The 18933-nt window shown below is 32.2% G+C and carries 17 protein-coding genes, 1 riboswitch and 1 other annotated feature; all 17 genes read left to right on the top strand.

Annotation, left to right across the window (positions count from 1 at the left end; all coding sequences use genetic code 11):
• Positions 1–188: 188 nt before the first annotated feature.
• The 17 genes from gap to hemC all read left to right on the top strand — a co-directional run bounded on the left by gap (position 189) and on the right by hemC (position 18908).
• Positions 189–1214 carry a type I glyceraldehyde-3-phosphate dehydrogenase gene (gap, locus tag HMPREF2642_RS10640; RefSeq protein WP_049427466.1) on the top strand — a complete coding sequence of 342 codons (1026 nt, stop codon included), beginning with the start codon at positions 189–191 and terminating at the stop codon, positions 1212–1214.
• A gap of 355 nt (positions 1215–1569) precedes the next feature.
• Positions 1570–2040, top strand: a complete 471-nt coding sequence (gene nrdR, locus HMPREF2642_RS10635; RefSeq protein ID WP_002436018.1) for a transcriptional regulator NrdR — start codon at positions 1570–1572, stop codon at positions 2038–2040.
• Complete coding sequence (locus tag HMPREF2642_RS10630) at positions 2041–3426, top strand: replication initiation and membrane attachment family protein (RefSeq protein ID WP_070597853.1); 1386 nt, start codon at positions 2041–2043, stop codon at positions 3424–3426. It abuts the gene before it with no gap.
• The gene (gene dnaI, locus HMPREF2642_RS10625; RefSeq protein ID WP_070597852.1) at positions 3426–4346 is read left to right on the top strand and encodes a primosomal protein DnaI; all 921 of its coding nucleotides are present in this window, start codon (positions 3426–3428) and stop codon (positions 4344–4346) included. Before HMPREF2642_RS10630 ends, dnaI begins: the two co-directional genes overlap by 1 nt.
• A gap of 347 nt (positions 4347–4693) precedes the next feature.
• Positions 4694–6631 (top strand): threonine--tRNA ligase, encoded by a 1938-nt coding sequence (gene thrS, locus HMPREF2642_RS10620; RefSeq protein ID WP_002453420.1) that lies wholly within the window; start codon positions 4694–4696, stop codon positions 6629–6631.
• A gap of 49 nt (positions 6632–6680) precedes the next feature.
• Positions 6681–6856: riboswitch (Lysine riboswitch) on the top strand.
• A 220-nt stretch (positions 6857–7076) separates the two neighbouring features.
• Positions 7077–8576, top strand: a complete 1500-nt coding sequence (locus HMPREF2642_RS10615; RefSeq protein WP_049427474.1) for an amino acid permease — start codon at positions 7077–7079, stop codon at positions 8574–8576.
• A 60-nt stretch (positions 8577–8636) separates the two neighbouring features.
• Positions 8637–8760, top strand: a sequence feature (ribosomal protein L20 leader region).
• 27 nt (positions 8761–8787) lie between these two features.
• Positions 8788–9315: a translation initiation factor IF-3 gene (infC, locus tag HMPREF2642_RS10610; protein WP_002436083.1), complete on the top strand. Its 528-nt coding sequence runs from the start codon at positions 8788–8790 to the stop codon at positions 9313–9315.
• 27 nt (positions 9316–9342) lie between these two features.
• Positions 9343–9543, top strand: a complete 201-nt coding sequence (gene rpmI / locus HMPREF2642_RS10605; RefSeq protein ID WP_001830767.1) for a 50S ribosomal protein L35 — start codon at positions 9343–9345, stop codon at positions 9541–9543.
• Between the two features lie 48 nt (positions 9544–9591).
• Positions 9592–9948: a 50S ribosomal protein L20 gene (gene rplT / locus HMPREF2642_RS10600; RefSeq protein WP_002436058.1), complete on the top strand. Its 357-nt coding sequence runs from the start codon at positions 9592–9594 to the stop codon at positions 9946–9948.
• Positions 9949–10127: 179 nt separating this feature from the next.
• Positions 10128–10736: an NUDIX domain-containing protein gene (locus tag HMPREF2642_RS10595; protein ID WP_049427477.1), complete on the top strand. Its 609-nt coding sequence runs from the start codon at positions 10128–10130 to the stop codon at positions 10734–10736.
• Positions 10737–10755: 19 nt separating this feature from the next.
• The gene (locus tag HMPREF2642_RS10590; RefSeq protein ID WP_002436066.1) at positions 10756–11679 is read left to right on the top strand and encodes a hypothetical protein; all 924 of its coding nucleotides are present in this window, start codon (positions 10756–10758) and stop codon (positions 11677–11679) included.
• Between the two features lie 163 nt (positions 11680–11842).
• Positions 11843–13144 (top strand): trigger factor, encoded by a 1302-nt coding sequence (gene tig / locus HMPREF2642_RS10585; protein WP_023350131.1) that lies wholly within the window; start codon positions 11843–11845, stop codon positions 13142–13144.
• Between the two features lie 389 nt (positions 13145–13533).
• Positions 13534–14796 (top strand): ATP-dependent Clp protease ATP-binding subunit ClpX, encoded by a 1263-nt coding sequence (clpX, locus tag HMPREF2642_RS10580; RefSeq protein WP_002436051.1) that lies wholly within the window; start codon positions 13534–13536, stop codon positions 14794–14796.
• Between the two features lie 144 nt (positions 14797–14940).
• The gene (gene yihA / locus HMPREF2642_RS10575) at positions 14941–15528 is read left to right on the top strand and encodes a ribosome biogenesis GTP-binding protein YihA/YsxC (RefSeq protein ID WP_070597851.1); all 588 of its coding nucleotides are present in this window, start codon (positions 14941–14943) and stop codon (positions 15526–15528) included.
• 203 nt (positions 15529–15731) lie between these two features.
• Entirely contained in the window at positions 15732–17078 is a 1347-nt protein-coding gene (gene hemA, locus HMPREF2642_RS10570) for a glutamyl-tRNA reductase (protein ID WP_023350132.1), read from the top strand.
• 21 nt (positions 17079–17099) lie between these two features.
• Positions 17100–17912: a cytochrome C assembly family protein gene (locus HMPREF2642_RS10565; RefSeq protein WP_002436077.1), complete on the top strand. Its 813-nt coding sequence runs from the start codon at positions 17100–17102 to the stop codon at positions 17910–17912.
• Positions 17913–17978: 66 nt separating this feature from the next.
• A complete protein-coding gene (gene hemC, locus HMPREF2642_RS10560) occupies positions 17979–18908 on the top strand; it encodes a hydroxymethylbilane synthase (protein WP_002436130.1) in 930 nt (309 codons plus the stop codon).
• The last annotated feature ends 25 nt before the right edge of the window (positions 18909–18933 follow it).

Below are 18933 nucleotides of genomic sequence, written 5' to 3'. Positions count from 1 at the left end.
CGTACACAAAGCATTGTTTTGTGTACGTTTTTTATTTTTTGTATGTTAAATAATAAGTATAACTTATTTAAAATGATAGATAAAAGTTCGAACATGATTATAGGGAAACGCTTTCAAAAGACAGATAATATGTTATTCTAATTTCATAAAGTATAACATATAAATAAATGTTCAAGGGGTGCTTTTTAATGTCAACGAATATCGCGATTAATGGAATGGGTAGAATTGGAAGAATGGTGCTACGTATAGCTTTAAAAAACAAAAACTTAAATGTCGTAGCGATTAATGCAAGTTATCCTTCTGAAACTATTGCACATTTAATTAATTATGATACAACTCATGGTACATATGATAAAAAAGTTGAAGCAACAGAAAATGGTATTAAAGTAGATAATCATGAAATTAAACTTGTTTCTGATAGAAATCCAGAAAACTTACCATGGAATGAATTAGATATCGACATTGTTATTGAAGCTACTGGTAAATTTAATCATGGAGATAAAGCCATTGCTCATATTAATGCAGGTGCAAAGAAAGTATTACTCACAGGCCCTTCAAAAGGTGGAGAGGTACAAATGATTGTTAAAGGTGTTAATGATGACAAACTTGATATTAATCAATACGACATCTTTAGTAATGCTTCATGTACTACCAATTGTATCGGTCCAGTTGCAAAGGTCTTGAATGATAAGTTTGGCATTGTAAATGGTTTAATGACAACTGTTCATGCCATTACTAACGATCAAAAAAATATTGATAATCCTCATAAGGATTTACGTAGAGCACGTTCTTGCAATGAAAGTATTATTCCAACTTCAACTGGTGCCGCTAAAGCGCTTAAAGAAGTGTTACCAGAAGTTGAAGGGAAACTTCATGGAATGGCTTTACGTGTTCCAACTAAGAATGTCTCACTTGTTGATTTAGTCGTTGATTTAGAAAAAAATGTCACTGCTGAAGAAGTAAATGAAGCATTTAGACAATCGGGCTTAGATGGCATTTTAGATGTTGAAGATGCACCTTTAGTATCAGTAGACTTTAATACGAATCCTAATTCTGCAGTTTTAGATTCTCAATCTACTATGGTTATGGGTGAGAATAAAGTAAAAGTAATTGCTTGGTATGATAATGAATGGGGTTACTCTAATCGTGTTGTAGAAGTAGCTGAACAAATTGGAGAACTGATTGAGAAAGAGGCCACTGTTAAAGCAGTATAATTAAAAAACAGTATAAGACATGTAATTATAAGCTGTCGACAAAGTATGAACAATCATAAAGTTAGTATTCATATAACTCATATTGGTTGATCTTTATCCTTTGTTGACAGCTTTCCTATTGGAAATTTGTATTAAGACTTATATCTTTATAATAAAAACATTAGAAAGCGTAATTAACTTAATTTAAATTTCTGTTTTAAACATTTATCCAAAGATTCAATTTTATAGTAAAATATCATTTAAAAATCTATATTTATAGTATTAAAATCTAAATTCTAGCGTAAATAACCTTTCTTTTTTACAATACAATTATGTAGTATAATGTACGTTAATCAAACTTAAGAGGGTGACATAAATGAAATGCCCAAAATGTAATTCAACACATTCTAGAGTAGTTGATTCTAGACACGCAGATGATGCAAATGCAATAAGACGAAGAAGAGAATGTGAAAATTGTGGAACTCGGTTTACTACTTTTGAACACATTGAAGTAAGTCCGCTTATCGTTGTTAAAAAAGATGGTACTCGAGAACAATTTTTAAGAGAAAAAATATTAAATGGGTTAGTAAGATCTTGTGAAAAGAGACCAGTAAGATACCAACAATTGGAAGATATTACCAATAAAGTCGAATGGCAATTACGTGACGAAGGTCAAACTGAAATATCCTCAAGAGATATAGGAGAGCATGTAATGAAATTATTAATGCATGTTGATCAAGTCTCATATGTTAGATTTGCATCTGTCTATAAAGAGTTTAAGGACGTTGACCAATTACTTGCTTCAATGCAAGGAATCTTGAGTGATAATAAACGGAGTGATTATTAAATGGGATTACAGTCGTATGAGTATGGGTTAAGACCTCAAGATAGCTTCGAGGTCATCAAAGAATTTCAATTAACGACAGAACATTTAGAAATATTGAACCGTCTCTTTACGCCGTTAATCGGTCCGCAATCTATAGGGCTTTATCACTTTATCAATCAATTTGTAGACGACCATCATCATTATCCACTCACTCACTACATATTTATGAATGAGTTAAAAATCAATCTTTTAGACTTTAGAAAGCAGATGGATTATTTAGAAGCTATCGGGTTAATTAAAACCTTTGTTAAGCATGAAGAGCAGCAAACACGATTTGTATATCAATTAATACAACCTCCTACAGCTTATCAATTTTTTAATGATCCTATGTTATCTGTTTTTTTATATAGTGAAGTAGATAAAAATCGTTATCAGTCTTTAAAGTATCATTTTGAAAAAGACAAAAAGGATTTAAGTCGTTATAAACAAACGACTAGGAAGTTTACTGAAGTTTTTAATGTACCCAAAAAGGTTTTAAATCAAGATTTATCTAATCTTAAACAAGCTAATCACTATTGTGGTATTGATTTATCCAATGAGACATTTGATTTCGAAATGTTGAGGCATATGTTAAATCAACACTTTATCAGTAATGAAATCGTAACTAAAGATGCTAAAGAATTAATTATTCAATTGGCTACGTTATATGGTTTGACTGCCGATGGAATGAAAAAAGTTATATTAAATTCAATTACTAGTGCACAACAATTATCATTTGAAGAAATGCGCAAGCAAGCACGATCATATTATTTGATTGAACACGAAAATCATTTGCCAAAATTACAATTGAAAGGTGAGTCTTTTGATAAATCACCTCAAGAAAAAGATACACCCCTAGATAATACTGATGAATGGTTACAACTACTGGACGAAACTAGTCCTATAGATATGTTAGCGAGTTGGTCAGGTTCTGAACCTACGCAATCACAAAAAAGTATGATTGAAGAATTAATTGATAGAGAAAAAATGAGTTTCGGTGTGATTAATATACTGTTGCAATTTGTTATGCTAAAAGAAGATATGAAGTTACCCAAATCTTACATATTCGAAATTGCATCAAATTGGAAGAAAAAAGATATTAAAACAGCTAAGCAAGCTTACAACTATGCACTTCAAGTTAATCAACCTAAAAGTTATGACCAAAATTTCAAAGGGAATAGAAACTATTCCAAACAAAACAAGCAACTTATTTCAAAAGAGAAAACTCCAAAATGGCTTGAAAATAGAGAGGCTCAATCAAATTCATCAGCTACAAAAGATTCAACCACAAAAGATGAAAAATTAGAAAAAGATCGAAAAGCATTCTTAGAACGTTTGAATAAAAAATGGGAGGAGGGCAATGAGTAATGAAAAGTTTCAAGAACATAATGGGTGCGTCAGACGACTTAAATAAACGTATTGAGAAAATCAAGCAAAATGTTATAAAAGACCCAGATGTTAAAGAGTTTTTAGAGCAACATCAATCTCAACTTACGAATGCAATGATTGATGAAGATTTAAATGTTTTACAAGAGTATAAAGATCAACAGAAGCATTATGATGGTCATCGTTTTGAAGAATGTCCTAATTTTGTTAAAGGGCACGTACCTGAGTTGTATATAGAAAATGAAAGAATTAAGATTAGATATTTGAAATGTCCATGTAAAATTAAACATGATGAAGAACGCTTTAACTCTCAACTCATCACCTCACATCATATGCAACGTGATACATTAGATGCAAAATTAAAAGATATTTACATGACTGAACGTGATCGTTTGGACGTAGCGATGGCTGCAGATGAAATATGCACAAATATAGCTAATAATGAAAAAGTAAAAGGATTATATTTGTATGGCCCATTTGGAACAGGTAAGTCATTTATATTAGGTGCAGTTGCTAATCAACTCAAATCGAAGAAGATTTCATCCACTATTGTTTACTTACCTGAATTTATTCGTACTTTAAAAGGTGGCTTCAAAGACGGTAGTTTTGAAAAGAAACTAGAACGTGTGCGTGAAGCTAATATACTTATGCTTGATGATATAGGTGCTGAAGAGGTTACACCATGGGTAAGAGATGAAATTATCGGACCATTTTTACATTATAGAATGGTTCATGAGTTACCTACGTTTTTCAGTTCGAACTTCGACTATAGTGAATTAGAGCATCATTTATCTATGACGAGAGATGGAGCTGAGAAAACTAAAGCAGCTAGAATTATCGAACGTGTTAAAACACTATCTACGCCATATTATTTAGAAGGTAAAAATTATAGAAACAATTGAATTTTATCTTATGAGGTGTATAATGGACTTAAATCTTAATCGTTGAAACTATTGAAGATAAGATAATTTAATCACTATTACACAGAAAGTCATTAGTTGATGAGAATATGGCTAATATATTAAATTATTACTACTTCATAATGATATTTGTAATGAATATCCGGCTCGAGACCGTTATCTCATGTAGAGTAGCTTAGTTATTATTTTTATAAAGCTGAGCAACTAGGGTGGTACCACGACAAACTCGTCCCTTGTTATAGGGGGCGAGTTTTTTGTTTTGTGGATATTTATCTTAATCATTCAATAAGTCAACGATCAGATCTTTTTAATATTTAGGAGGGTTTAATATGGATCAAATTAATATTCAATTTCCAGATGGTAATTCAAAAGAATTTGATAAAGGTACTACTACTGAAGACATCGCTCAATCTATTAGCCCAGGTTTAAGAAAGAAAGCTGTAGCAGGTAAATTTAATGGTCAAATGGTAGATTTAACTAGACCACTTGAGGAAGATGGATCAATTGAGATTGTTACACCAGGTAGTGAAGAGGCTTTAGAGGTTTTACGACATTCAACTGCGCATTTAATGGCACAAGCTTTGAAGCGTTTATATGGTGATGTGAAATTTGGTGTAGGTCCGGTGGTTGAAGGCGGATTTTACTATGACTTTGATATGGATGAAAAAGTATCATCAGATGATTTTGAAAAAATAGAAAAAACGATGAAGCAAATCGTTAATGAGAATTATAAAATAGAACGAAAAGTTGTAAGTAGAGATGAAGCTAAAGAATTCTTCAAAGATGATCCATATAAATTAGAACTTATTGATGCAATTCCAGAAGATGAGAGCGTTACTTTATACTCACAAGGTGAATTCACAGATTTATGTCGTGGTGTACATGTACCTTCGACTTCTAAGATAAAAGAGTTTAAATTACTATCAACTGCAGGTGCTTATTGGCGTGGTGACAGTAACAATAAAATGTTACAACGTATATACGGTACTGCGTTTTTTGATAAAAAGGATTTAAAAGCGCATTTACAAATGCTTGAAGAACGTCGTGAAAGAGATCACCGTAAAATCGGTAAAGATTTAGAATTATTTACTAATAGCCAACTTGTTGGTGCTGGATTACCTTTATGGTTACCAAATGGCGCTACAATCAGACGTGAAATTGAACGCTATATTGTAGATAAAGAAGTGAGCATGGGATATGACCATGTATATACTCCAGTATTAGCAAATGTTGATTTATATAAAACTTCTGGTCACTGGGATCATTACCAAGACGACATGTTTCCACCTATGAAATTAGATGAAACTGAAGAAATGGTATTAAGACCAATGAACTGTCCACACCATATGATGATTTATAATAATAAACCACACTCTTACCGAGAATTACCAATCCGTATTGCGGAATTAGGTACTATGCATAGATATGAAGCAAGTGGTGCAGTTTCAGGTTTACAACGTGTTCGTGGAATGACTCTTAACGATTCTCATATATTCGTGAGACCAGATCAAATTAAAGAAGAGTTCAAAAGAGTAGTCAATATGATTCAAGAAGTTTATGAAGACTTCGGTTTTAAGGATTACACTTTCAGATTAAGCTACAGAGACCCAGAAGATAAAGAAAAATATATGGATGATGATGAAATGTGGAATAAAGCTGAATCAATGCTCAAAGAAGCAGTTGATGAAATGGGTCTACCATATGTAGAAGCTATTGGTGAAGCGGCATTTTATGGTCCTAAACTTGATGTTCAAGTTAAAACTGCAATGGGTAAAGAAGAAACTTTATCTACTGCGCAGCTTGATTTCTTACTACCTGAACGTTTTGAACTCACTTATATTGGTAGTGATGGTGAACAACATAGACCAGTAGTTATTCACCGAGGTGTTGTTTCTACAATGGAACGTTTCGTCGCATTCCTTACTGAAGAAACTAAAGGAGCTTTCCCAACATGGTTAGCACCAAAACAAGTCGAAATCATTCCAGTTAATGTAGATTTACATTATGATTACGCCCGCCAATTACAAGATGAACTTAAATCGCAAGGCGTTCGTGTTGAGATTGATGATCGTAATGAAAAAATGGGTTATAAAATTCGTGAAGCGCAAATGCAAAAAATACCATACCAAATTGTTGTAGGGGATAAAGAAGTAGAAAATAATGAAGTCAATGTAAGACAATATGGTTCCCAAGATCAAGAAACACTTGAAAAAGATGAATTTATTTGGAATTTGGTGGATGAAATTCGTTTGAAAAAACATAGATAACCTTGAAAAGATAGGTCGTATCATGTATATTACAAATGAATGAAATAAAATTAGAGTTAGAGGTTGCATCTTTAATTAGTAACTAGTCAGAAGTCGTATGGGACATGTGTTGAATTAGTGAAAGGTAACGATGCCGAAACAATTGTAAAACCATAATTTATAATTGTTGGGACAGTTTTCGACAAGAAGCTGTACTGTCACAGAATGTGATGTGCTACCTTATATAGATAAAACCTAAGTGGTTGCATATCTTAAAGGTATGTAACCACTTTTTATTTTCGTATTGTGTAGTATTTAGCTTAATAAATGATTTAGTGCTATTATTGTCACAAAGTTTGTTGCTTATAAATTTTTTAATCAAACTTTCATATTTAAAATATATATTTATTACACAAAGAGAAAAATAGTTACATGTTAGCCTCTAAGACAAGGAAAGGGAGCTTCTATGAGTAAAAAAGAAAATCAAAATGACGGTGTCCAAAGAGGATTAAAAGACCGTCATATTTCAATGATCGCTATAGGCGGTTGTATTGGTACAGGTCTATTCATGACATCTGGTGGTGCTATTCATGATGCTGGTGCGTTAGGTGCTTTAATTGCTTATGCAATTATTGGTGCAATGGTATTCTTCCTGATGACATCTCTTGGGGAAATGGCTACTTATTTACCAGTTTCCGGTTCATTTAGTACATATGCTACACGCTTTGTTGATCCATCACTGGGATTTGCATTAGGTTGGAACTATTGGTTTAACTGGGTAATAACTGTTGCTGCTGATGTTACCATAGCTGCACAGGTTATACAGTATTGGTCACCTATGCAAGGTATACCAGCGTGGGTTTGGAGTTGTATCTTTTTAGTAATTATATTTGCCCTAAATTCTTTATCAGTGAGAATTTATGGTGAAAGTGAATATTGGTTCGCTTTAATAAAAGTAATAACTGTAGTTATATTTATTGTCATTGGTTTATTAACAATTGTTGGAATTATGGGTGGTAAATACGTCGGTTTTGATACATTTAACAAAGGTGATGGTCCTATTCTAGGTGGAAATTTAGGTGGTAGCCTATTATCAATTTTAGGAGTATTCCTTGTTGCAGGTTTCTCATTCCAAGGAACAGAATTAATAGGTATCACAGCTGGTGAGTCTGAAAATCCAGAAAGAGCCGTCCCTAAAGCGATTAAGCAAGTGTTTTGGCGTATCTTATTATTTTACATTCTAGCAATATTCATTATAGGTATGTTAATTCCTTATGATAGTAAGTCTCTAATGGGCGGTGGAGATAGCATTTCTACTTCTCCATTTACACTTGTGTTCAAAAATGCTGGTCTTGCTTTTGCAGCATCATTTATGAACGCCGTTATATTAACGTCTGTTTTATCTGCTGGTAACTCAGGAATGTATGCATCAACTCGTATGTTATATTCAATGAGTAAAGACAAATTAGCATTTTCTTCTTTTGGTAAGACTAACAAAAGTGGCGTACCTTATTTATCATTAATTGCTACTGGTGTACTTGTTGTAATCATCTTTGCTTTACAGCATATAAGTGGAGATGCATATGAATATATTGTTGCAGCTAGTGGTATGACAGGGTTTATCGCTTGGGTAGGTATAGCAATAAGTCACTATAGATTCAGACGAGCATTTGATAAACAAGATTATGATAAAAGTAAACTTAAATATAAGGCTAAGCTGTTCCCATTTGGCCCTATATTTGCAGGTATATTATGTATAATTGTTATCATCGGACAAGATGTAGACTTTATAAAAACAGGACATTTTGATCTTAATCGTTTTGTTATTACTTATATGGGAATACCTGTTTTCTTAGCATTCTTCATTTACCATAAGCTACGCTATAAAACGAAAATGATTCCACTTAAAAAAGTTGATTTAAGACAAGATGTTTCGATGGATGAAATTAGACATCACAATAAATAACAAAAAAACAATTGACTTACATGTTTATTATTGATATGATTAGTAACGTTGAATACGAAACGAACCAAGTAGAAGCACCCGCTTCTCACCTGTAGCGACGCAATAGCAGTTGGCAGGTTAATCATGTTACACAATAAATGTGTGGAAGAAGAGCGGGTATTGTTACTCGCTCTTCTTTTTTGCTTGGGACAATTTCGTAAAACTCTAGGAGGTGTCAACCATAGCAAAAGATCAAACTCAAGTTAATGAGAGAATTCGTGCAAAAGAACTACGTTTAATCGGCCAAGATGGTGATCAAATTGGTGTGAAATCGAAACGTGAAGCTTTAGAAATGGCTGAACGAGTTGATTTAGATTTAGTTGTTGTCGCACCAAATGCGAAACCACCTGTTGCGAGAATTATGGACTACGGTAAATATAAATTCGAACAACAGAAAAAAGAAAAAGAAATGAAGAAGAAACAAAAAGTCATTAATGTTAAAGAATTACGTTTAAGTCCAACAATTGAGGAACATGATTTCCAAACTAAGTTGAAAAATGGACGTAAATTCTTATCTAAAGGCGACAAATGTAAAGTTTCTATTCGTTTCAGAGGTCGTGCGATTACGCATAAAGAAATTGGTCAACGCGTATTAGAACAATTTGCAGATGAATGTAAAGATATAGCAACAGTTGAACAAAAGCCTAAAATGGAAGGGCGTCAAATGTTTATCATGTTAGCGCCTATCAATGAAAAATAATCGTTAAATAATAGGAGGAAATGAATCATGCCTAAAATGAAAACTCACCGTGGAGCTGCTAAACGTGTTAAAAGAACTGGTTCTGGTCAATTAAAACGTTCAAGAGCTTTCACATCTCACTTATTCGCAAACAAAAACACTAAACAAAAGCGTCAATTACGTAAAGCTAAATTAGTTTCAAAAAGTGATATGAAACGCGTAAAACAATTATTAGCTTACAAAAAATAATATTTAATACGAAATTACAAGATAGATAATATCTAAGGAGGAATTATTATGCCACGAGTTAAAGGTGGAACAGTAACAAGAGCACGTCGTAAAAAAACGATTAAATTAGCTAAAGGTTACTTCGGTTCAAAACATACATTATATAAAGTAGCTAAACAACAAGTAATGAAATCAGGTCAATATGCTTTCCGTGACCGTCGTCAACGTAAACGTGACTTCCGTAAATTATGGATTACACGTATTAACGCTGCTGCACGTCAACACGACATCAGCTATTCTCGTTTAATGAACGGTTTGAAGAAAGCTGAAATCGATATTAACCGTAAAATGTTATCAGAAATTGCTATTTCAGATGACAAAGCTTTCGGTGAATTAGTTACTAAAGCTAAAGAAGCTTTAAAATAATATTAGATTAAGAGATGACTCAGGTGTCATCTCTTTTTTTATGGCAATTCATAGTTGGTATCATTTTCAATTGCCATTAAGATTTTTGTGATTAAAACTTCATAATAAAGTAAATCGCAAAATAAGTAGATTTTTGCTAAAATGACTGATATAAAAGTATATACCTAAAGGAGATTAATATGTCTAAATTTGATGAACAAATTATCGTTGTTCCACGAAAAGTACTTTTTAATGATGAGAAAAATGCTTTTAATGGATTTTTACATAAAAATAATATTAAAGGTAAAGATATCTTTAATGCACTAAGTGAATACGAAGTAAAAAGACGTGGAGATATGGAAGAGGATTCCAAATTTAAACAGCTTATTTCATATTGTTTATTAGAAAATGAAAAAGGTGAAATCCTTGTATATGAGCGCTTATCTGGCGGAGGAGAAGAAAGGTTGCATGGTCAATCTTCAATAGGAGTAGGTGGTCATATGAACGACGTTATGGGAGCAGACTCTATCAATGAAGTACTAAGAGTTAATGCTCAAAGAGAATTAGAAGAAGAAGTTGGCCTTGCAAAAGAAGATTCTCAAAACATGGAATATCTTGGATTTATTAACGATGATAATAATGAAGTAGGAAAAGTTCACATGGGCATTGTTTTTAAAATAACTGTAAGTACTACTGATGTTGAAGCGAAAGAGACAGATACCCTTAGAATTAAATGGGTAGAAAAGGGAAGTATTGAGTCGTATGATGATTTTGAGACATGGAGTGCTTTAATTCTTCAAGATTTATAAAGATTGGAGTGCATAATCAATGTCAAATGTAATTCCATTTCCACAATCAGAGGAGAAAATAAGAAAGCAAATTAATGAAGCTCAAACGAGTCTTGATCTTGATTTAATGTATGATTTGTTTGAGAAGTATGAAATGCATTTTGAACTTAGTGAAGAATTAGCATTGAAAAAATGTTGGATGCTTCATCAGATGAGCTCTTTTTTAGAATTAAGAGAAGAAGCAATTATATTATTAAAGCGTGGATTAAATTGCTATGACGATTTAATGATTTATTATATAAAAAGTTTAAATGGGTTAGGTCAATATTACCAAGCGGTCGAAGTAATTAATCAAATTATCGATGAAGTTAAAAATCATAAAACGAGAATGGAATTATTTCCATTGAAAGAATATGCACAATCTAAACTTGATCAAGATAGAAAAATGATTTCAACTTCTTTATCTCAATTTGATGAGTTCAATAGTAGAGAACAGACAGCACTAATCCTCCAACTTATTGATAACGGTCATTATCAATTTAAAGAAAGTATCGCTCATTTATTAACAACATTAGATTTACCTAATAATATAAAAAGCTTGATGCTAGAATATTTAAGATTTGCGGGTTATCAACGAACAATTGATATTAACAAATATCGTCTTAGTGCAGAAGTTATACCATCGAAATTATGTGGACTTGAACATACAATAATGAAGAAACTAGTTATTCCTCAAGTAATTCAAAGGCTTGAAGATGGGGCTTTGCATATTGTAGATGAGGCTCATCATATCATGAATAATCACTCGATTCTTCTATATCCATTAAATATTGAAGATTTGTATGATATAGAAGATTGGATAAATGCATACGATGTTTATTTCAAAGCGTTACTTGGTATAGATATAACTGTTGAAAACTTAAACACACTTGAATTCATAAAATCTTTAGATATTGAAAGCTAAAATTCATTTGTTGCAAATTAGCTAAAAGAATTTTAATATAGTATCTATTGAAAACAAATAAACATGAAAAAGTCAGTATTTTCAATGTTTGTTTACGTTTTGAACCTATGATATAATAGGGAAGTTGAAAAAATAAATTAGTCAATCATGGAGGTATTTATACATGACAGCAACTTGGGAAAAAAAGGAAGGTAACGAAGGCGTATTAACAGTTACAGTTCCAGCAGAAAAAGTAGACAAAGCATTAGATCAAGCATTCAAAAAAGTAGTTAAACAAATTAATGTGCCTGGTTTCCGTAAAGGTAAAGTGCCTCGTCAAATTTTTGAACAACGTTTTGGTGTAGAGGCATTATACCAAGATGCAGTTGATATCTTATTACCTGAAGCTTACGGTGAAGCTATTGATGAAACTGGTATCAACCCAGTAGCGCAACCTGAAGTAAGCGTTACTCAAATTGAAAAAGGTAAAGACTTTATTTTCGATGCTACAGTAACAGTTGAACCTGAAGTTAAATTGGGCGACTATAAAGGTCTTGAAATTGAAAAACAAGATACTGAACTTACAGATGATGAATTGCAAGAATCAATTGATCATAGTTTAGGTCATTTAGCAGAAATGGTTGTTAAAGAAGATGGAGCTGTTGAAAATGGCAATACAGTAAACATCGACTTCACAGGTTCTGTTGACGGTGAAGAATTTGAAGGTGGACAAGCTGAAGGTTACGACCTAGAAGTTGGTTCTGGTTCATTCATTCCAGGATTTGAAGAACAATTAGAAGGTATGAAAACTGGCGAAGAAAAAGATGTAGTCGTTACATTCCCAGAAGAATACCATGCTGAAGAATTAGCTGGTAAGGAAGCTACTTTCAAAACTAAAGTCAATGAAATTAAATATAAAGACGTTCCAGAGCTTAATGATGAAATTGCGAACGAATTAGATTCTAATGCTGAAACAGTAGATGAGTATAAAGAAAACTTACGCAAACGTTTATCTGAACAAAAAGCTACTGAAGCTGAAAATACTGAAAAAGAAGAAGCCATTAACAAAGCAACTGAGAACACTACAATCGACATTCCAGAGGCTATGGTTAACACTGAATTAGATCGTATGATTCAAGAGTTTGGCCAAAGAATTCAACAACAAGGTTTAGATTTACAAACTTATTATCAAATCTCAGGTCAAAATGAAGATCAACTAAGAGAACAAATGAAAGACGATGCAGAACAACGCGTTAAAACAAACTTAACTTTAACTGCTATTGCTGATGCTGAAAATGTTGAAGTTTCAGACGAAGACATCGATAAAGAATTAGAAAAAATGAGTGAACAATTTAATATTTCAGTTGAAGATATTAAATCAACATTAGGTAATACTGACATTGTTAAAAATGATGTTCGTATCCAAAAAGTTATTGACTTATTAAGAGATAATGCTAAATATGTTGAATCAACAAAAGAAGACTAATTAACAAGTAAAGTTAATTTAACTTGCGCTATTTAATCAATTACTGATTGTTCGTATACTATGTTAATGTAATAAAGTGGGAGAGGGACGAAATATAATTTGTCAAAATTATTTTCATTGTCCCTCTCCCAACTTGCCCTACTTGTAGAATTTCGCTAAAATGAAATTCACTATGTTGGGCCCTGTTGACAAAGATGAATATGTTGGAAGAATCTTGGTATAAGCGCGCTTCCAATTCAGACATCTACTGCCAATATGTTGAGTGAGGCTGAGACAATGAATCATGTCCCAGCCTCATAACTATGTAAGCAGATAAATTGTAAATGTATAAAGTTGCATTGTAGAATGCAATCTAGTATAGTCTTTAAAGAATAGGGGTGTATATAAGAATGTTCAAATTCAATGAAGATGAAGAAAATTTAAAATGTTCTTTCTGCGGTAAAGACCAAGATCAAGTTAAAAAATTAGTCGCAGGAAGTGGCGTATATATTTGTAATGAGTGTATTGAATTATGCTCTGAAATCGTTGAAGAAGAATTAGCTCAAAATACGTCTGAAGGATTTACTGAATTACCAACTCCTAAAGAAATAATGGATCATTTAAATGAATATGTTATCGGCCAAGAAAAAGCTAAAAAATCATTAGCAGTAGCTGTATATAATCATTACAAACGAATTCAACAATTAGGACCAAGCGATGATGATGTTGAACTACAGAAAAGTAACATCGCTTTAATAGGTCCAACGGGTAGCGGTAAAACATTATTAGCTCAAACATTAGCTAAAACGCTTAATGTACCTTTTGCTATTGCTGATGCAACAAGTCTTACTGAAGCCGGTTACGTTGGTGATGATGTTGAAAATATACTATTACGTTTAATCCAAGCTGCAGACTTTGATATAGATAAAGCTGAAAAAGGTATCATTTATGTAGATGAGATTGATAAAATTGCTCGTAAATCTGAAAATACTTCAATTACACGTGATGTTTCAGGTGAAGGTGTACAACAAGCATTACTTAAAATTTTAGAAGGTACAACTGCAAGTGTACCTCCACAAGGTGGCCGTAAACATCCAAATCAAGAATTAATTCAAATTGATACGACAAATATATTATTTATTTTAGGCGGTGCCTTTGATGGTATTGATGAAGTTATCAAACGTCGTCTAGGTGAAAAAGTTATTGGCTTTGCTAGTAATGAAGCAGACAAATACGATGAAGAAGCACTATTAGAACAAATTAGACCTGAAGATTTACAATCATATGGTTTAATTCCGGAATTTATCGGACGTGTTCCTATTGTTGCAAACCTTGAAACATTAGACGTTGCAGCACTTAAAAATATTTTAACTCAACCTAAAAATGCATTAGTTAAACAATATACTAAAATGCTTGAGTTAGATAATGTTGAGTTAGAATTCACTGAAGAAGCGTTATCTGCTATAAGTGAAAAAGCTATTGAGCGTAAGACTGGTGCTCGTGGTTTACGTTCTATTATTGAAGAAGCACTTATTGATATTATGTATGACGTGCCATCAACTGAAAATGTAAGTAAAGTTGTTATAACTGAAAATACAATTAATGAAGAGATTGAACCTGAATTATATGATTCAGAAGGTAATCTTGTTAATGAAGATAAAACTTCTGCTTAATTTAAAAGCTAAACAGTGTCACACTTCTGTGACACTGTTTTTTATGTGTTGATTTAAACATATAATCAAATATATCTTATCGACACTAAATCATATATAATGTTAGAGTTAAGTTAAATTTAAGTGATAAAGAGAGGATCTAACATGAATATTAATCCTAATAATATTGAATTAATAATTAGTGCTGTTCAAGAGGCTCAATATCCTGAGACAAATTTGTCAGAAGTTGCTTTAAGCGGTCGTTCAAATGTTGGTAAATCAACATTTATCAATAGTATGATAGGACGAAAAAATATGGCTCGAACATCTCAACAACCTGGTAAAACTCAAACACTTAATTTCTTTAATATCGATGAACAACTTATCTTTGTAGATGTACCAGGGTATGGCTATGCAAAAGTGAGTAAAGCACAAAGAGAAAAATTCGGAAAAATGATAGAAGAGTATTTAACTCAACGAGAAAATCTAAGACTTGTCATACAACTCGTTGATTTAAGACATAATCCGACTGAAGATGATGTGCTTATGTATAATTATCTCAAACATTTTGATATATCTACTCTAGTTATCTGCACTAAAGAAGATAAAATCGCTAAAGGAAAAGTGCAAAAGCATTTAAAAAATATTAAGGATAAACTTGAATTAGAACCTGAGGATAGTATTATTAGTTATTCTTCTATTAAAAATAATAAGCAACAACCAATTTGGGATCTCATCTCAACTTATTTATAATCATTATTGTTTAAGATTGCTTAAACGAGTACAAATTTTGATATGAACTATATTTGATGGAAGATAATATTAATGCTTGTAATGATTTTGACAAAAAATTGAAGTTAGATTAGAATATTTCTAATTTATTTGAGCAATCAACTTAAATGTGTATATAAATGTGTTATACTTGGATTATTGTTAGTATATGGAGGGCGTTATAAATGCATTTTATTGCAATTAGCATAAATCATCGAACTGCTGATGTAGCACTAAGAGAGCAAGTTGCTTTTAGAGATGATGCCTTGCGATTAGCCCATGAAGATTTATATGAAACTAAATCTATTTTAGAAAATGTCATTTTATCTACATGTAATCGTACTGAAGTATACGCCGTTGTTGATCAAATCCATACAGGACGCTACTATATTCAACGATTTTTAGCACGTTCATTTGGATTCGATGTAGATGATATTAAAGTAATGTCAGAAGTCAAAGTGGGGGACGACGCAGTAGAACATTTATTGCGTGTGATTTCTGGTCTTGATTCAATAGTACTTGGTGAAACTCAAATTTTAGGTCAAATGCGTGATGCATTCTTCCTTGCCCAAGAAACAGGTACTACTGGAACGATATTTAATCATTTATTTAAACAGGCAATTACTTTTGCTAAACGCGCACATAGTGAAACAGATATTGCAGATAATGCAGTAAGTGTTTCATACGCTGCAGTTGAATTAGCTAAAAAGGTATTCGGTAAATTAAAAAGTAAACATGCTGTCATTATTGGTGCAGGGGAAATGAGTGAATTATCACTCTTAAATCTTTTAGGTTCTGGTATCTCAAACATTACTATTGTCAATCGTACTCTAGCTAAAGCAGAAATTTTAGCTAATAAACATAATGTATCATTTGATTCTTTAGATGCTTTACCTTCATTGTTAGAGCAAACTGATATTGTAATCAGCTCTACAAGTTCTCAAGATTATATCATTACTAATGAAATGATTAATCAAATTTCTGATCGTAGAAAAGTTGATTCATTAGTTATGATTGATATAGCGGTACCGCGTGATATTGAACCAGGTATCGATGCAATCACTAATATTTTTAACTATGACGTTGATGATTTAAAAGGTTTAGTTGACGCTAATTTAAGAGAACGTCAACTTGCAGCTGAAACGATTGCACAACAAATTCCAGCTGAAATTGACTCACACAATGAATGGGTTAATATGTTAGGTGTCGTACCTGTCATTCGAGCATTACGTGATAAAGCTATGGATATACAATCAGAAACGATGGATAGTATTGACCGTAAATTACCTCATCTTTCAGAAAGAGAAAGAAAAGTAATTTCTAAGCATACAAAAAGTATTATTAATCAAATGTTGAAAGATCCAATCAAACAGGCTAAAGAATTAAGTAGTGATAAGAAAAGTACTGAAAAATTAGAGCTATTTCAAAACATTTTTGACATTGAAGCCGAAGATCCTAGAGAAAAGGCTAAGCTAGAAAAAGAGAGTAAAGCACAGGAGATTTCTGCTCGTCGAATTTTTAGTTTTGAATAAGCATATTAATATGGTGATAATATGCAAGAAACCCTGTTTATTCGATTTCATGAAATTATATTAATTATATATATTCTAAGTATAGTGTTCTATTTTATAGATTTTATTAGTAAAAGTTATAAAGTTAGGACTTTAGGCGTTTATTCATTAGGGATTGTTTGGGTATTACAAACAATCTCTTTATCTGTTTTTATCATTCAAACTCAAAAAGTGCCTTTAAATTCGATATTTGATGTCTTTTTCACACTTACGTGGATTATTATTTCACTTTCTTTAATATTGAATTTAATTAAAGTTCTTAATTTCTCCGTTTTCTTTTTGAATTTAGTAGGATTAGCACTTATGGCGATGAACACGTTTCAGCCTGAACACTATCAAACACAGGTACAACAAGTAGCTGTGATCAATGAACTTTTACTTGTTCATATTGGTTTAGCTGTGTTAAGTTATGCCTTTTTTGCAGTAGCATTTGTGAATGCTTTGCTATACATTATTCAATATAGAAACTTAAAAGAGAAAATTTTTGATCAAAATTACTTTAGAATTGGTAGCGTCGCTACTTTAGAGTCGATTATATTTTACTCCACACTAATAGGCTTTATCGTTCTTATTTTGAGTATTATTTTAGGTGCTCAATGGGGCGTTTTTGCCATCGGTAATCGTATTTTTATAGATCCAAAAGTTATCTTTTCTTCAATTATTACTTTATTATATGGTGTTTACATCCTGTTACGTATTAGAAAATGGATTACACAAAGAAATTTAATTTATTTTAATATCATTCTATTCTGTCTTAGTATGATTAATTTATTCTTTACAACGCACTTTAATTAAAAAGTTGCTTAATTTTTACTATTTCGAGTATTTAATAGATTTTAGTACCTAGGAGGCATTCAACATATGCGTAAACTCGTTGTTGGATCACGTAGAAGTAAACTAGCTTTGACTCAAAGTCAACAATTTATAGATAAATTAAAAAAAGTCGATCCTGATTTAGACATCGAAATCAAAGAAATTGTTACAAAAGGGGACCAAATTGTAGATAAACAACTATCCAAAGTTGGAGGTAAAGGTCTATTTGTTAAAGAAATTCAAAATGAATTATTTAATAAAGAAATCGATATGGCTATTCATTCTCTGAAAGATGTGCCAAGTATTATTCCCGAAGGTCTTACATTGGGATGTATTCCAGATCGTGAAGTTCCATTCGATGCTTATATTTCGAAAAACCACACCCCACTGAGTGAGTTAACAGAGGGTAGTATAGTCGGTACAAGTTCACTTCGTCGAGGCGCACAGATTTTATCTAAATATCCTCATTTAGAAATTAAATGGATTCGCGGTAATATAGATACGCGTTTAAAAAAATTAGAAACAGAAGATTATGATGCAATTATACTCGCTGCAGCAGGTCTAAAACGTATGGGTTGGTCAGACGACATAGTTACAACTTATTTAGATAAAGATGTCCTTCTACCAGCTATTGGACAAGGAGCACTAGGTATAGAATGTAGAAGCGATGATAAAGAACTTTTAGAGTTGCTTAAAAAAGTGCATAATCAAGATGTCGCACAATGTGTTACTGCTGAACGTACCTTCTTGTCGGAGATGGATGGCAGTTGCCAAGTACCCATCGGTGGATACGCCACTATAGATGGTGATAAGCAAATCGAGTTCACAGGATTAATTATGACACCAGATGGAAAAGAACGTTATGAACATACTGCCAAAGGTTTAGATCCTGTTGAATTAGGTCAAGAAGTTAGTCGCGTATTGAAAGAACAAGGCGCTTATGAAATTATTAGAAAGTTAAATGAGGAAAATAATTAAAAAGATTACCATGTCTTAAAGGTGG

The sequence above is a fragment of the Staphylococcus sp. HMSC055A09 genome, assembly GCF_001809655.1.
GTDB classification, from domain to species: Bacteria; Bacillota; Bacilli; order Staphylococcales; family Staphylococcaceae; genus Staphylococcus; species Staphylococcus capitis.
This window is presented reverse-complemented; position numbering and strand designations above follow the sequence as displayed.

What these genes read in the sequence shown, in the direction of transcription:
- yihA (WP_070597851.1), top strand. Translation starts at nt 14,941, where the DNA reads ATGAATATTAATCCTAATAATATTGAATTAATAATTAGTGCTGTTCAA.
- rplT (WP_002436058.1), top strand. Translation starts at nt 9,592, where the DNA reads ATGCCACGAGTTAAAGGTGGAACAGTAACAAGAGCACGTCGTAAAAAA.
- hemA (WP_023350132.1), top strand. Translation starts at nt 15,732, where the DNA reads ATGCATTTTATTGCAATTAGCATAAATCATCGAACTGCTGATGTAGCA.
- thrS (WP_002453420.1), top strand. Translation starts at nt 4,694, where the DNA reads ATGGATCAAATTAATATTCAATTTCCAGATGGTAATTCAAAAGAATTT.
- HMPREF2642_RS10590 (WP_002436066.1), top strand. Translation starts at nt 10,756, where the DNA reads ATGTCAAATGTAATTCCATTTCCACAATCAGAGGAGAAAATAAGAAAG.
- nrdR (WP_002436018.1), top strand. Translation starts at nt 1,570, where the DNA reads ATGAAATGCCCAAAATGTAATTCAACACATTCTAGAGTAGTTGATTCT.
- gap (WP_049427466.1), top strand. Translation starts at nt 189, where the DNA reads ATGTCAACGAATATCGCGATTAATGGAATGGGTAGAATTGGAAGAATG.
- dnaI (WP_070597852.1), top strand. Translation starts at nt 3,426, where the DNA reads ATGAAAAGTTTCAAGAACATAATGGGTGCGTCAGACGACTTAAATAAA.
- HMPREF2642_RS10630 (WP_070597853.1), top strand. Translation starts at nt 2,041, where the DNA reads ATGGGATTACAGTCGTATGAGTATGGGTTAAGACCTCAAGATAGCTTC.
- tig (WP_023350131.1), top strand. Translation starts at nt 11,843, where the DNA reads ATGACAGCAACTTGGGAAAAAAAGGAAGGTAACGAAGGCGTATTAACA.
- HMPREF2642_RS10595 (WP_049427477.1), top strand. Translation starts at nt 10,128, where the DNA reads ATGTCTAAATTTGATGAACAAATTATCGTTGTTCCACGAAAAGTACTT.
- hemC (WP_002436130.1), top strand. Translation starts at nt 17,979, where the DNA reads ATGCGTAAACTCGTTGTTGGATCACGTAGAAGTAAACTAGCTTTGACT.
- HMPREF2642_RS10565 (WP_002436077.1), top strand. Translation starts at nt 17,100, where the DNA reads ATGCAAGAAACCCTGTTTATTCGATTTCATGAAATTATATTAATTATA.
- HMPREF2642_RS10615 (WP_049427474.1), top strand. Translation starts at nt 7,077, where the DNA reads ATGAGTAAAAAAGAAAATCAAAATGACGGTGTCCAAAGAGGATTAAAA.
- rpmI (WP_001830767.1), top strand. Translation starts at nt 9,343, where the DNA reads ATGCCTAAAATGAAAACTCACCGTGGAGCTGCTAAACGTGTTAAAAGA.
- clpX (WP_002436051.1), top strand. Translation starts at nt 13,534, where the DNA reads ATGTTCAAATTCAATGAAGATGAAGAAAATTTAAAATGTTCTTTCTGC.